The sequence below is a fragment of the Belliella alkalica genome, assembly GCF_022549785.1.
Classification (GTDB): Bacteria; Bacteroidota; Bacteroidia; order Cytophagales; family Cyclobacteriaceae; genus Belliella; species Belliella alkalica.
The window spans coordinates 558,970-572,909 of sequence record NZ_JAKZGO010000001.1; the positions used below are offsets into that span (position 1 = coordinate 558,970).

General features: G+C 36.3%; 13 protein-coding genes. 6 read left to right on the forward strand and 7 right to left on the reverse strand.

Annotation, left to right across the window (positions count from 1 at the left end; all coding sequences use genetic code 11):
* The first annotated feature begins 6 nt into the window (after nucleotides 1-6).
* Together MM213_RS02135 and MM213_RS02140 are read left to right on the forward strand one after the other, a co-directional pair.
* Complete coding sequence (locus MM213_RS02135; RefSeq protein WP_241409697.1) at nucleotides 7-453, forward strand: GNAT family N-acetyltransferase; 447 nt, start codon at nucleotides 7-9, stop codon at nucleotides 451-453.
* Nucleotides 454-585: 132 nt separating this feature from the next.
* Nucleotides 586-3,066: a S9 family peptidase gene (locus MM213_RS02140; protein ID WP_241409699.1), complete on the forward strand. Its 2,481-nt coding sequence runs from the start codon at nucleotides 586-588 to the stop codon at nucleotides 3,064-3,066.
* 393 nt (nucleotides 3,067-3,459) lie between these two features.
* On the opposite strand, the gene MM213_RS02145 is transcribed toward MM213_RS02140, so the two are convergent.
* On the reverse strand, nucleotides 3,460-4,428 hold the full coding sequence (locus MM213_RS02145; protein ID WP_241409701.1) for a zinc-dependent alcohol dehydrogenase family protein: 969 nt from the start codon (nucleotides 4,426-4,428) through the stop codon (nucleotides 3,460-3,462).
* Nucleotides 4,429-4,688: 260 nt separating this feature from the next.
* Between MM213_RS02145 and MM213_RS02150 the strand changes: the two genes are divergently transcribed.
* From MM213_RS02150 to MM213_RS02165, 4 genes are read left to right on the forward strand one after another with little or no spacing between them, the layout of a single operon-like run.
* Nucleotides 4,689-5,456, forward strand: coding sequence for an SDR family NAD(P)-dependent oxidoreductase (locus MM213_RS02150; protein WP_241409705.1), 768 nt, complete (start codon nucleotides 4,689-4,691; stop codon nucleotides 5,454-5,456).
* A 5-nt stretch (nucleotides 5,457-5,461) separates the two neighbouring features.
* A complete protein-coding gene (locus tag MM213_RS02155) occupies nucleotides 5,462-6,340 on the forward strand; it encodes a 3-hydroxyacyl-CoA dehydrogenase (protein WP_241409707.1) in 879 nt (292 codons plus the stop codon).
* Between the two features lie 58 nt (nucleotides 6,341-6,398).
* Nucleotides 6,399-8,810, forward strand: coding sequence for a hybrid sensor histidine kinase/response regulator (locus MM213_RS02160; protein ID WP_241409709.1), 2,412 nt, complete (start codon nucleotides 6,399-6,401; stop codon nucleotides 8,808-8,810).
* Nucleotides 8,811-9,104: an RES family NAD+ phosphorylase gene (locus MM213_RS02165; RefSeq protein ID WP_241409711.1), complete on the forward strand. Its 294-nt coding sequence runs from the start codon at nucleotides 8,811-8,813 to the stop codon at nucleotides 9,102-9,104.
* 1 nt (nucleotide 9,105) lies between these two features.
* Here MM213_RS02165 and trmB read toward each other — a convergent pair whose 3' ends face one another.
* Genes trmB through MM213_RS02195 form a run of 6 tightly spaced genes read right to left on the reverse strand, consistent with a single transcriptional unit; the run spans nucleotide 9,106 to nucleotide 13,866 of the window.
* Nucleotides 9,106-9,765, reverse strand: a complete 660-nt coding sequence (gene trmB / locus MM213_RS02170; protein WP_241409713.1) for a tRNA (guanosine(46)-N7)-methyltransferase TrmB — start codon at nucleotides 9,763-9,765, stop codon at nucleotides 9,106-9,108.
* 2 nt (nucleotides 9,766-9,767) lie between these two features.
* Entirely contained in the window at nucleotides 9,768-11,060 is a 1,293-nt protein-coding gene (locus tag MM213_RS02175; RefSeq protein ID WP_241409715.1) for a bifunctional folylpolyglutamate synthase/dihydrofolate synthase, read from the reverse strand.
* Between the two features lie 8 nt (nucleotides 11,061-11,068).
* Nucleotides 11,069-12,022, reverse strand: a complete 954-nt coding sequence (locus MM213_RS02180; protein WP_241409717.1) for an energy transducer TonB — start codon at nucleotides 12,020-12,022, stop codon at nucleotides 11,069-11,071.
* A gap of 2 nt (nucleotides 12,023-12,024) precedes the next feature.
* Nucleotides 12,025-12,417: an ExbD/TolR family protein gene (locus MM213_RS02185; protein ID WP_241409719.1), complete on the reverse strand. Its 393-nt coding sequence runs from the start codon at nucleotides 12,415-12,417 to the stop codon at nucleotides 12,025-12,027.
* Between the two features lie 2 nt (nucleotides 12,418-12,419).
* The gene (locus MM213_RS02190) at nucleotides 12,420-13,112 is read right to left on the reverse strand and encodes a MotA/TolQ/ExbB proton channel family protein (protein WP_241275955.1); all 693 of its coding nucleotides are present in this window, start codon (nucleotides 13,110-13,112) and stop codon (nucleotides 12,420-12,422) included.
* Between the two features lies 1 nt (nucleotide 13,113).
* A complete protein-coding gene (locus MM213_RS02195) occupies nucleotides 13,114-13,866 on the reverse strand; it encodes an SPOR domain-containing protein (protein ID WP_241409721.1) in 753 nt (250 codons plus the stop codon).
* Nucleotides 13,867-13,940 lie beyond the last annotated feature (74 nt).

The following is a 13,940-nucleotide window of genomic DNA, read 5'->3' on the forward strand; positions in this document are numbered from 1 at the left end:
AAACTATTGGAAAATCATAATTTTAAGATAATCCCTTACTCAAGTGACTTGAGAGGACAATTGATTGATGTTTGGGAAAAATCTGTACTGGCCACACATACATTTTTAAAACGATCAGATTTTGAATCAATTAAGATATTGGTTCAGACGATGGACTTTGGTGAACTTGATGTTTTTTGTTTAACCGAAGAAGAAGAAATGCTAGGTTTTATTGGAATTTATGACTTCAAAATTGAAATGCTATTTTTGTCACCCGATTACATTGGCAAAAACTTAGGAAGGATGCTGCTTGAATATGCATTGACTGAATTGAAAGCTAATAAAGTAGATGTCAACGAACAAAATATTCATGCAGTGGGATTTTATCAGAAATTTGGATTTGTCGAGTATGAAAGATCTGAACTGGATGATCAAGGGAATCCTTTTCCAATTTTGAGAATGGAAAAGAAGTGATGATTGAAGCTGAATTCATTCAATTTCACATATCCTTGCTCAAGGAAAAAATAGGCTATTTTAAGTTTTACATAAGTGGTTCTATCCTAGTGGGATGATTTAATATTTTTACGTAAATATTAAATACACTTTATGAAGAAAATATACGCTTTTCTCGTGTTTTTCATTTCTATAGGAATTGCAGAAGCACAAGAATCACCCACAAAAGGAAATTATGAACTCGCATCAAAATTTTCTCCAGAAAAAGTCAGAAAGATGGTATTCACAACTGATGTGGATCCACATTGGTTAAAAAAATCCGATCGGTTTTGGTACACCTACGAAACTTCTAATGGCAAAAATTGGTATATCGTAGACCCAGCTGCTAAGACCAAAAGGGAATTTTTTGACAAAGATAAATTAGCAGCTGAGCTAACAAAAATTGTTAAAGACCCATTTGATGGACAACACCTGAACATTACGAGCTTAAAGTTTCTGGAAGACGAAAACACTATTCAATTCAAAATCAAAAGCACCCAAGATGTATTAAAGAAGGATTGGGATGAAATCAAAGAGAAAAACAAGAGTGCCAAGGATTCTCTTGAGAAAAAGACTTTTGTATTCAGATACAATTTGCAAAATCAGCAGTTGATTGAGGTCGAAGATCCTGAAGAAGATGCTAAGCGACTGGCTTGGGCAAATATTTCTCCAGATTCTTCCAAAGTTGTGTTTGCCAAACATGACAACCTTTTTTGGATGGACAAGGAAAATTTCCTGAAGGCAGTAAAAGATGAAAAAGACAGCACCATCGTAGAGAATCAACTGACAGAAGATGGAGAAAAAGACTTTTCTTATGGAGGTGGTCGTGGAGAAGACAATGTAGATGAAGAAAAGAATAAAGACAAAAGAAAACGCGCAGGTGTAATTTGGTCTGAAAATAGCAAACAGTTTATTTTTACAAGATCAGATGTAAGAAAAGTGAAAGATCTATGGGTAATTCAGAACACAAAAGACCCAAGACCTACTTTGGAAACCTATAAGTATGCCATGCCAGGTGAGAAAGAACAGCCTATCACAGATCTGATGCATTACTCTTTTGATTCCAAGGAAATGTCCAAGCTAGATGTGAACACCTTTAAGGATCAAACGATTGGGTTGTATACAGCATCCAGACTCAAGGTCAGTAGAGATGATGACTTTACGCCAATCACATGGTTGGGGGACGAAAACAGCTTTTATTTCTCTATAACTTCCCGAGATCTCAAGAAGATAGATATTGTCCGTTGGAATATTTCTGAAGGGTCAAAAACCGTCGTAATTGAAGAAAGAAGCAACACATATATTGACATCAACAAACCAGAGCTTATTAATAATGGAAATGAAATAATCCATTGGTCAGAAAGAGACGGTTGGGGACATTACTATCTTTATGATAAAAATGGAAACCTAAAGAGACAGCTTACATCAGGCCCTTTTCATTCTGACAGGATTGCTACTATAGATGAAAAAGGTAGGTTTCTATACTTTATAGCCAACGGAAAAGAAACAGGTGAAGATCCTTATTACGAGCATCTTTACAAAGTCAGCTTAAACGGTGGAGCTATTACTTTATTGAATCCTGGTGATTTCAATCACAGCCCCTCAACCAATGACAAAGGGAATTACTTTGTGAATAACTATTCAAGAGTAAATACAATTCCTGCCTCATCGCTGCATGACAATACCGGAAAGAAAATCATGGATTTGGAAGAAGCAGATTTGTCCAATCTTTTTGCTGCAGGATATAAATTTCCTGAAACATTCAAATTCAAAGCTGATGATGGAATCACAGACTTGTATGGTGTGATGTACAAGCCTTTTGACTTCGATTCTACAAAGATCTATCCAATCATAGAGTATGTATATCCAGGACCTCAAACCGAAGCAGTGAACAAATCTTTTAGCAGAGGTTTTGACAGAACAGACCGCTTGGCACAACTTGGCTTTGTGGTAGTGACCATAGGCAACAGAGGCGGTCATCCTGGAAGGTCAAAATGGTATCATAACTATGGCTATGGAAATCTTAGGGATTACGGTTTGGCAGACAAAAAAGCAGCAGTAGAACAATTGGCAGATCGTCATCCATATATCGATAGGAATAGAGTTGGAATCCACGGACATTCTGGAGGTGGATTTATGTCCACTGCAGCCATGTTAGTCTATCCAGATTTCTTCAAAGTAGCGGTTTCTTCAGCAGGAAATCATGAAAATAATATTTACAACAGATGGTGGTCTGAGAAGCATCATGGTGTTCAGGAATTGATTTCTCCAAAAGGTGATACATCATTCGTTTATAAAGTTGAAAAAAATCCAGATTTGGCAAAAAACCTAAAAGGCAAACTTCTATTGGTCACGGGAGATGTTGACAACAACGTACATCCTGCAAACACTATCAGAATGGCCAATGCATTGATTAAAGCCAACAAGCGTTTTGATTTTATCATCTTACCAGGTCAGAGACATGGATTTGGTGATATGACAGAGTACTTCTTCTGGAGAATGGGAGATTATTTTGTTCAACACTTATTGGGAGATAACACCCCTCCTCCTACTGATATGCTCGAGGTTCAGCGGGAAAAGGCCTTGACGAAGTAAAATATTATGAGCATCCGCAATTTTGCACCTTCATTATAAATAAGTACTCTAATTTGTGAACATTCATTTACCGACAACTGCCCAAATTGTCTACAAACCATGAATCGTTCATTTAGAATCTATTACTTATCTATTACAAGAAAGCGGAAAGTCATACAGAAGCACCACAATTAAATGATCTAAAACAAAAAATCCCAGCCATTTTGGTTGGGATTTTTTTTATTCATTTTGCAGATTAGAAGTGTATAAATGCGATTCAAAATCCATAATTTACCACTTCCACCAATCCACTCAATAACCTAATCAACTCAATAACTATTCTCTAGAGTTTAGGAGGGTTTGAGGATTAAAATGGGATTCAAAATCCATAATTTACCACTTCCACCAATCCACTCAACTAACCAAAATTATCTTTCCATTTCTACCAGCCTTTTCATATTCTACCAAAGCTTCCTGGAATTGATCAAGTGGATAGGTTGCTTGAACATCTACTTTTACTTTTTCAGAAAGTAGATAAGTAAATATGGTTTTGAATGCTTTTTCCCTAGCTGTTCTATCCAAACTTTCTATCCAAGTCGTTAACCAAAACCCTTCTACTTTAAGATTTTTGAATATTAACAAACCTGAGTTTAGTGGGATATTTTCGAGGCTCAATAGCCCAAAAACCATCATGGTACCATTTGCCCTCAAACTAGCAAGTGCCCTTGCTCCAAGGACTCCCCCAACGGCATCAAATACGACATGAATTCCTCCATCTATTTTTTCAGCGATTACTTTTTGAAGTTTTTCTTTTTCAGTATTGATCACAAGCTTTGCTCCCAAACCTTCCAAAAGGCTTTTTTGCTTATCATTTCTGATGGTACAAGCCACATTGATACCTTTCTGACTCGCCATCTGAATTGCGAGTTTGCCAAATGCCGATGCTCCAGCAGTGATCAACAACCAATCTCCAGACCCCAAACCACTTTTTTCAATCATTCCATAAGCTGTCAGCGGGTTGACAAAGGCTTGACAGGCTATCTCATCAGACATACCTTCGGGCACTGGTATCAGTAAATGGGCCGGTACAACTACATACTCTTTCCATGTTCCAATAGCTGTAAAAATCACTTTGGTACCTTTTTTAAAAGTACTTTTTTCATCTTCTTCTTCGACTACACCAGTTGCTTCAAATCCTGCTGAGCTTGGAAAATTAGGTGTAATTCCATACATTCCCCTAATGAACATAATATCAGAAGGATTGATATTTCTTGCTTTTACCTTGATCAAGACTTCATTTGGTTTTGACTTTGGCATTGGTGCTTCTTCCAGCTTCAAAACATCAGCAGGTTGTCCTGTTTTGTGAAATACTACTTGTTTCATATCAAATAAGGTTTATTGAATTAAAGAGAAAATCATAGAAACCCAAAGTACAAATATTACTTGGTAGGCCTCACTTTTTTGATATAAAATTTAGTATTTAAGGTGCTTTTGATTAAATTGAAAATGTATATTTCAAATATTTAATTGTATATTAAATATTTTTCCGTCATTTAATATAACCTTTGGAAACTTATTAAAGTAAAATTATAAAAATGAAATACCACAAATTAATTAACTCTAAAATTTAAAAATTTCGAAAAATGGATTTATCAAACGTTTTTTCATTGGACAATAAGGTGGCATTGATTACAGGAGCCAGCAAAGGTATTGGATATAGTATAGCGGAAGTTTTTGCCGCTGCAGGTGCAAAGGTTGTCATATCTAGTAGAAAGCAAGACAGTTTGGATGAATTAGCAAATAAGTTGAAAGCCAAAGGATATGAAGTATGCGGAATTTCCTGTAATGTTGGAAACATTGAGGAACTAAGGAGTTTGGTTGACAAAACAGTTGAAAAGTATGGTACAATAGATATTTTGGTGAACAATGCCGCTGCTAATCCTGTTTTCGGACCAATTCATGAAACAAGTACAGAAGCTTTTGATAAGATTATGAATGTAAATGTGAAAGCCCCTTTTGAATTGATGAAACTATGTTTTCCATTTTTAAGAAAATCCTCCTCCCCTTCAGTAATCAACATCAGTTCAATTGGAGGGATTTCTCCTGAAGCAGGTTTAGGAATATACTCTGCGAGCAAAGCAGCATTGATCTCGATGTCCAAAGGGTTTGCAAAAGAATGGGGAGACCATAAAATCCGCGTCAATGTAATTTGTCCGGGCTTGATCAAAACCAAATTCTCGGAAGCACTTTGGAGCAATGAAAAAATCATGGAAGGTATGATGAAAATGCTACCAATCAAAAGAATCGGTAACCCAGAGGAGATTGGTGTAATGGCTCTCTTCTTAGCAGGAAACAGTGCCTCTTACACTACAGGTGCAGTATTAACAGCCGATGGCGGATTTACGATTTGAAGAATATGAAAATAGTAAAAGTATGTATTCTCGGAGCTGGCACTTTGGGGAGTAGAGTAGCACTTCAGGCTGCGCTGTCAGGCTATCAAGTGAGCGTTTATGATATCAAACAAGAGGCATTGGATTCATCTGTGAAGGTAATGCAAAAAATCTTGAGACAGCTCATAAAACTAAATCAAATTCAGGATCAATCAGCACTTGAAATTGTTCATAAAATAACTTTCACTTTAGACCCTTTGGAAGCTGTATATGATGCAGATATCATCAATGAAAGTGTTCTGGAAGATATAGATACAAAAGAAAAAGTATGGAAACTCTTCGGGAGTTTAGCGCCTGAAAAAACATTATTTACCACAAATACCTCTTACCTTTTACCTTCTTTATTTGCGGAAATTTCTGGACGTCCCGAAAAATTCTGTGCTTTTCATTTTCATGATGTTTTTTACAGCAAAATAGTTGATATTATGCCACATCCCGGCACTGATCCCAAAATGATTCCTATGTTAGAGGATTTCGGGAAATCATTGCACCAAGTCCCTGTTTTGGTCAAAAAAGAAAACCCAGGATACATTTTCAATTCCATGCTAATGGCATTTATTGGTGCAGCAGGGAGATTACTGACCAGTGAAGTAGCTAGCATAGAAGATATTGACAAATCATGGATGGTCAATTTCAATATGCCAATGGGGCCTTTTGGGATATTGGATAATGTCGGTTTAGACACTGCATGGCATGTTACACGAAAGATGCCAGATCGATCCTCTCAGGCTTTTGCAGGCCTTTTGAAGCAATACATAGACAAAGGGAAATTGGGAGAAAAGTCTGGGGAAGGTTTTTATAAATACCCGAATCCTGCATTTCGTGAAATTAATTTTATTAGATAAATCCAATTATCAAAAATTATACGTAATTAGCTCCGATTATCACCCCAAAGCCACAAAAATGAAGCTAAAGTTACCTAATGCCTTTTTGATATTGATCCTATTTTTATCTTCCTTTAGTCTAAAAACCCAAGCTCAAAAAGTTTTTGATGACGATAATTTTTTGAAACCGGTCTCTGTGTTTGAATTTTCTGAAATCACTAATGTAGGTGATGAAGCTTATTCTATAGAAGATATCATCAAATCCTCACCAAAACTAGACTTTGAAAAAATTGAAGGTAAAAACACAAATCTTGGCTTTACAAAAGATAATTATTGGTTGAAATTTTCAATCAAAAACAGCTCTAATTCTAATCTGAGTCTATTTTTTGAAACAGGAAGACCAATTACAGATATTGTAGAACTATATCAACTAGCTGAAAACAATCAGATTTCTTTTCAAAGAAGTGGTGATTTGGTTCCGTTCATTGAACGACCTTTAAATCATAGAAAAATAATATTCCCCATTGATCTTCCTGCCAATTCCACCCAACAATTCTACATACAATATCAAAGTGATGGAGAAGTTATCAACTTACCTTTAAACTTTCACAGTTCAAATTCTCTAATTTTACAGTCATATTTAGACCAATTTATCTTTGGAATATTCTACGGAATTTTATTTTTGGCAGGAGCAATTTATCTTTTTTTCTATTTTGGCATAAAAGAGAAAAGTTTCCTTCTTTATTCTGCATATGTGCTATCGATTGCACTCCTTCATTTTTCTTTAGATGGATACTTTATTCAATACATTGCACCCAATGCAGGCTGGATTTCAAGAAATAGCATATTGCTTGCTGCAGCTCTATCTACTTTGGCTTTTGGTAGGTATACTCAAGTCTATATGAATGTAAAATCCTTCAATTTAAGTATTCACAAAGCATATAATGTATTACACCTAATTACATTCTTATTAATATTTGCAGTCATTGCATTTGATGAAATAAAGCATTTGTACTACCCTATTGTCAATATTCTTGGGATCATCTTATTGATTTTGATTGTAATAGCATTGTCAAATTCTTATATCAAAAAATCCGCGCCTGATGTATTTTTTAGCTTAGGTATTTTGGCGTTTTTTATAGGGTTTGTGTTTTTCATTCTGAATAATTTTAGTTTGGTTCCAAATTCGTTTTTCACAGAAAATTCTTCAAAACTTGGAACTGGATTTGAAATGATTTTCCTTTCACTTTCAATGGCAAATAGAATTAGAAAGTTAAAATCAGAAAAAGAAGAAATGCAAAGCACAGCTCTTGTGCGCTCACAAGAATCAAATGATATCAAATCATTTTTCCTATCAAATATCAGCCATGAACTACGAACTCCTTTAAACGCTGTAATCGGATTATCTAAATCAATTCAAGCATATACAAATGATGAAAAGATAACCAATGATTTGGAGGTTATTCAGTATTCATCACTTGGCTTGTTATCAGCCATTGATGACATTCTTGATTATTCAAAAATTGAAAAAAGAGAACTTAAATTGGAAGAAAAACAATTTGAATTACCGAAACTGATTCAAGAACTAAGAGTGTCAACAGAGAATCAAGCAAAAGGAAAGAACTTAAACTTTATTTATGAAGAAATCAATCAAGTGCCAAAACTGGTCCTTGGAGATAAAAATAGGTTGAGACAGATTCTTGCTAATCTACTAAACAACGCTGTAAAATTCACAAATTTGGGTGAGGTCAAACTTAGCATAAAATCAGAAATTTTAAATAACAAAAAGTTTATGCTCAGCATCAATGTTTCAGACACTGGTGTGGGAATTAATACAAACAAGCTGGACAGAATATTTGAATCATTTATTCAAGAACAAATCGACGATAAACGGAAGTTTGGAGGTTTTGGATTGGGATTGTGTATCGTAAAAGCACTAGTAGAATTGAACAAAGGGCAAATCGAAATATCCAGTAGGCCAGGATTAGGAACTGAAGTTCAAGTCAAAATAGAAGTGAAATTGCCGCAGATAAATTCATATGAAATAGACAAGCTTACACATCAAAGCGGCACTTATGACCTTGGAGGAAAAATTATCTTGATTGTGGAAGATAACCCAGTCAATCAACTTGTAATGAAGTCTATCTTAAAAAAATGGGCGAATACTAAATTCATCATTGCAAATCATGGATTAGAAGCTGTAGAAATACTAAATAAAGAAAAAATCGATTTGATCCTTATGGATTTGCAGATGCCTGAAATGGATGGATATGAAGCAACTACAGCGATCAGAAACGGTGTATGTGGAGAAGATAATAAGAACATCCCAATTATAGCTGTCACTGCCGATGCAACCGAAAAAGCCAAAAATCGAGTAATTGAAGTAGGAATGGATGATTATTTGACCAAGCCAATAGATTCTGAAGATCTTTATAGTAAAATCAAAAAATGCTTTTACTTGCAAAATGTTGATTTGTCAGATGTCATATGATTGCAAAGGTACTCCTCAAATGAATTTATTGACATTGGAAATTCCGGATCAGCATGTTCAAATCTTCCACTTCATGAACTTCCCGAAAATTGGTTCAAGTACCCCTACCCCAAATCATTGGCTAAAATCGCTGAAAAGTATTTTCGAGAAGAAAACTATATAGCACTGAGGGTACACAGTGCTATCATACATTCAAATTACAATTTCTTGATCAATCCAAACTCCAAGTATTTCAAGAAGGTGAAATTGCTATCAGCCGAGCCATTCATATTCGATCCAAGAGCATACCGTTGAATTATCTAAATCTGAATTTCAAATATTTAATCTTCTCCCCTTTTTCGCTAAAGATCCCTTCATAGCGAGTTTTGATGCCATGATGTTCATCTTTGAATTCGGATTGGTAAAAATCATGGGTATGGGCTAATATTTCACAATCATCCCGATCTGATACCACTTCCAAGGTATAGTCAAACAAGCCTGTATTGTCGGTTTTAAAATTTACAATTCCTCCATTTTTGATCAGTGGCTTATACATATCCAAATACCTAGGACTTGTTAGCCTTCTTTTTTCATCTCCATCTCGAGGAAATGGATCAGGAAATGTAATCCAAAGCTCAGAGATTTCCCCCTCTTCAAAAAAATCTTCCAGCAATTGAATCTGGGTTCTAAGGAATGAAACATTTTCCAAACCTTCAGCAATTGCGATTTTACTCCCTTTCCAAATTCTGGATCCTTTGATGTCAACACCAATAAAATTCTGTTCAGGATATTTTCTAGCTAATCCTACAGTAAACTCTCCCCTTCCACATGCTAGCTCGACTACCAGAGGTTGTGAGTTCTCAAATTGAAGCTTATTCCAATTCCCTTTTACACTTTTAAAAATCTCCTTACCATCTTGGACAACATTTCTGTTCTCTTCGTTCTCCTTAAATCTTTGTAGCTTGTTCCTACCCATCTTTATAACTCATTAATTTCAGCGACCACAAAGGTACTACCTCCAACAAATATTAAATCATCTTTTCCTGCCTTTTTCTTAGCCAAAGAAATAGCATCATTCACATCTTCCACTACCTCTCCATTCAGACCTTCTGAAATAGCGCTGCTAAAAAGGTCACTAGCTTTCATAGCCCTTGGAATATTTGCTTGTACAAAATAGTAATATGCATGCTTAGGAAGCACGGACAATACTTTTGAAACATCTTTGTCATTGACCATTCCGATGACCATAAACAACTTGTTGTATTTAACTTGATTGATCTGATCAACGATGTACTTTACACCTTCTTCATTGTGTCCTGTGTCACAAATGACTTTTGGCTCATCGGAAATTGTCTGCCATCTCCCTTTTAGTTCGGTGTTTTTGACAATGTGTGAAATTCCTCTTTCAATATCCGAAAAGTGGATATGGTACCCTTTTGCAATAAGCACATCGATGGTTTTCAAAATGCCACCAAGGTTTTTTTGCTGGTAATTCCCCATCAAATCAATATTCAACCTAAAGGTATCAGAATCTTTTCCCACTCGATAAACCGTTTCCTGCGAATCTGGGGTAACTCCGATTTTTTCTATACAGTAGGTGTCTTCAGCAAAGTATATTTCAGAATTATTTTCCTTGGCTTTAATTTCGAATACCGCAGTTGTTTCCGATTGCCTCTGACTGATGACTACAGGAACATTCTTTTTGATGATTCCGGCTTTTTCTCCCGCTATAGCCTCTAGCGTATTACCCAAAAACTGAACATGGTCAAAGCCTATATTTGTAATTACAGAGACTTCTGGAACTATCACATTTGTACTATCAAATCTCCCTCCCATACCAACTTCAATTACTGCGATATCCACCTCTTCTTTAGCAAAATGCCAAAAAGCCATGCCCACAGTCATTTCAAAAAAACTTGGCTTCAATTCATCTAAAAAGGGCTTATTTTGATTTATAAAATCTACGACCAATCCTTCAGAAATGTCTTTTCCGTTGATTTTTATTCTTTCAGTAAATGATTTGAGATGTGGAGAGGTGTACAATCCTACTTTATACCCTGCTTCCATCAAAATCGAGCAAAGGGAATGAGATGTACTCCCTTTCCCATTGGTACCAGCCACATGGATACTCTTGAATTTGGATTCAGGATTACCGAGGTGATTACAAAGGGAAATAGTATTGCTAAGGTCTTTTTTGAATGCTGCTGCCCCAATTCTTTGGAACATTGGTAGTGCATTGAACATGTAGTCCAATGTTTGCGAATAATTCATGCCCAAAATTAATCTACTTTGATGATAAAAGTAATTTTCCCAGAAGAATAATCAGCAGTTCTATTACCACTCTGACGTTTGAAGGAAACTTGATTTACGACTGTTCTGTAATATGCCAATACCTCATTTGAAACATTATACTCTAATGGGATTGCTTGAACGATTTTCCCTGAATCATCTACTGTGATCTTAAAAACTATCCTTCCATTTCTGGAAGATACATTGTCACGAATATTTGGTTTTGATGCAAAATCCCATCCAGCAAGGTCTAAGTTGTATCCCGCACCTGGTCCAGCTACACCTGGTCCTGTACCAGAACCCATCAAAGACCGACCATCTACAGTACCAGTAGGTTTACCTTCATCACCAGCCTTTTCCGAAGAACCTTGGGCACTTCCTGTTGCTGCTTGAGTTCCTGTTCCTGAAGTACCTCCAGCACCCATCAAAGCCCTTTGATCAACTTTTGGTTGCTCCACAGCTTTTGGGGTAGTTTTTTCTGCCTCTGCTTTTGCTGGTTGGGTTACTGAAGTAGCTTCTTTTTTGACAGGAGTTGATTCTTTGGTGACGGGAGTAGTTTTCTCAGCACCTTTTAGAGGACTTGCAGTTTTTGATTTAGCTTCAAGTGTCGATTTCGAAGGTGTAGATGGCTTAGCAGCTTGAGAAGGCTGTGCAACTGGTGTAGCACGTTCTGTTGGAGTTGTAGATACTTCTCCCGGCGCAGGTGGTGTTGTCACTTCAGATTTGACATCATTAGGCTGAGAGAGGGTTTGAGTATTTCCACTTCCAAAGTCAGAAAAACCCAGATTCAACTCCAAACCATATTGAGGCAAAGGTGGTATAGGTTGTCTCCAAACTACCATAAAATAAATGAATAGCAATACCAGCACGTTTACAACGATGGTAATGATCCAAGCTTTGCGCTTGCTATCTGCTTCTTCTTTATTTTCTTCCCAAACTTGCATTTCTATTTGTATGGTTTAGTGGCTATGGAAACATTCGCTTCTAGGCCGGCAGCAATCCCTCCTATTTCTACCAAATATTCTACGGGTACTTCCTTATCTATATGTAGAACGACCTGACCTTTCTTTTCTTTCAATAAATTAGTCAATTCGCCTTTGATAGCTTCTCTATCTACTACTTTATCATTAACGGAAAACCGAAGGTCTTTGGTTATGGTAACGGTAACTTCCTGCATTACAATATCCGAAGCTTCACTGGAAGGCAGATTTACAGGCAAACCTGATGGTGTAATAAACGATGAAGTCAACATAAAGAAAATCAATAACAAGAATATAATGTCTGTCATTGAAGACATGCTAAATGCTGATTCTACCTTGTGTTTGGATTGTAGTGCCATCCTTATTTATCTTGTAAAATATCCATAAACTCAATGGACGTGTATTCCATGTTGTGAACTAGCTTTGATACTCGGGAAACAAGGAAATTGTAGCCCAAATAGGCGATGATTCCTACAACCAATCCTGCTGCAGTGGTAATCATCGCTTCGTAGATACCTGTAGAAAGTAATTTTGGGGATACCATTCCTTCTTCTTGCGCTACCCCAATAAATGCTCTAATCATACCTGCAACAGTTCCCAAGAACCCAATCATAGGTGCTGCTCCTGAAACAGTTGCTAGAAGGTTGAGGTTTTTCTCAAGTTTGTAAATTTCGATTTTCCCTACATTCTCTATAGCCACTTCAATGTTTTTCAAAGGACTACCGATTCTTTCCAAACCTTTTGCAATCATATTTGCAACAGGGCTAGTTTCGCCTTGGCAAAGAATCTTAGCTTTTTCAACTTGTCCACCTTGGACTAGGATTTTGATTTGATCCATCAGATGTTTTGGGGATTTCTCAGCTTTCCTGAGCGTAATGATCCGCTCGACAAAGATGAAAATAGCCAAAACAAACAAAGCATAAAGCGGAATCATCATGTAGCCGCCTTTGATCAATAAATCTAGAAGACCAATGTCTCCATTTCCGGCATCCATAATTGCCAGACTATCTACCATCATGTTGTTGTCAGTAGAAAGTGTTTGTAGTAGAATCATATTAATATTTCAAAATCCAAATTGCATCTCCAAATTCACCTTTTGCTTTTTCCCAAGCTTCAGTGGCCGTTTCTATATTGTCAAACTTACCAACGGCAATACGGTAATTTTTGATATCTCCATAAGGAAAAATGATCCATGTATCATGACCTTTCTCCAAATATTGCTGAACTTCTTGTCTTGCATATCTCTCAGCGACCACACTTCCCACTACAATAAAATATCTTGGACTTGCTTCCCTACTATTGATTATTGTCAATTCAGGTTCTGTAGTTGCTGCGATTATTTCTTCTTCTTCAACTTCAGCAGTCTCTTCTTCTACATTATCCTCTGTATCTATTTCTGCTGTAACTAAGCTTGAAACTTCTTCTGGCTCTTGGTTTGCTTCTATTGATTCAGAAACTTTACCTTGATCTGAATTTGGGACGTAGTACAAGAAATAAGCCATACTTCCCAAAACTACCAACATCAGCAAAACTAAACCAATTACCATCGGGGTCGTAGATTTTTTCTTCTCAACGATCTTATGTTCGTTGATTTGTTTTTTCGCTTCAGGCTTTTGTTCAATAATTGTACTTTCAATTACTTTTGTTGGTATCTGTTGACTTTCAACCTCTTCTATTGATTCTATTTGTTGTTCTTGCCCAACTATTTCATCAATATTTTCACTTAAGTCATTGAGAGGCACTAATTCCACAAAAGGAAAACCATAGTCCTTATCCTGATCATCTATGTTGTTTTTATTTTCCTTCATTGTCTGTCAATTCTTTTCCTAATTCAATCTACGAAACTAAGACAAATGGATCAATTCACAAATTATCGAATCCA